Annotated in this window: 2 protein-coding genes; both read right to left on the bottom strand. The window is 45.2% G+C overall.

Going from position 1 to position 916, the window contains the following annotated elements; all coding sequences use genetic code 11:
- Positions 1-180, bottom strand: a 180-nt coding sequence (locus A3756_RS20145; RefSeq protein ID WP_156490632.1) for a response regulator, incomplete at its 3' end; no start/stop codon positions are given.
- A 77-nt stretch (positions 181-257) separates the two neighbouring features.
- Positions 258-916 (bottom strand): HAD family hydrolase (locus tag A3756_RS20140; protein ID WP_068509853.1); only part of this gene is annotated, 659 nt, incomplete at its 5' end.

Raw genomic sequence — 916 nt, 5'->3', positions numbered from 1 at the left:
TCCGGGCATCATATGATCCATGAATATAAGATCGGGCAATGGTGAGCTTTCTAAATAGCTTAAAGCTTCTTCGCCTGATTCCACCATATTAACTTCGAGGCCGTTCTTTTGAACAAGTCGACTGAGCATTATCCGTGCGGATTTTGAATCATCGACGACCAGCGCTGTGTTGACAGCCATGCTTTCTCCTAAAAACAATGCGATATATGCTTTAAGCATAGATGATTTCAGGAAAAGTACTGCAGTTTTTGTGTGGCTTATGTAAGAAAAAGTGAAATTAGTTCAGATGGGTGTTGAATTTGGTAATCGGCTGGCCATTTTTTGGCCGATTTGTGACACTTAATATAGCCGTATAGCGCACTTACTGTAATCATTTCAGCAGCTTGACCTGCTTGAATGTCTCTTTCGTGATCGCCAGCGTAGACGATATTACCGGGCGCAAGGCCAAGTTGCTTTGCTGCTAAAAGAAGGGATTCTGGGTCAGGCTTGGATTTGCGGACATCATCGGGGCAGAGTGTCACACGGCTTCGTTTGTCTAGGTCCATACGCTGTAATAATAGATCGGTGTAGAGGCGAGGTTTGTTGGTGATAATTCCCCAGGGAATGTCTTTGTCTTCACAAAGAGTGAGAACCTCTTCCATGCCGTCAAAGAGCTTGGCATGCTTTCCTACTAGCGATTCATAGCGTTCCAATAACTCTTGTCTAAGTGATTCAAAGGGCTCGGTGCCGGGTTCGCCGCCAAAGCCGATTTTTACCAAAGCCCTTGCGCCATCGGACACAGTATTACGAATCGTGTCGGCTGGAAGCTGGTTTCGTCCGTGACTTATCAGTTGTTCATTGAGAACCTGAACAAAATCATTGGCTGTATCAACGAGTGTTCCGTCCAGGTCAAATAGTAGAGCGCTAATTGTCATTA

The organism is Oleiphilus sp. HI0086 (assembly GCF_001635225.1).
This window is presented reverse-complemented; position numbering and strand designations above follow the sequence as displayed.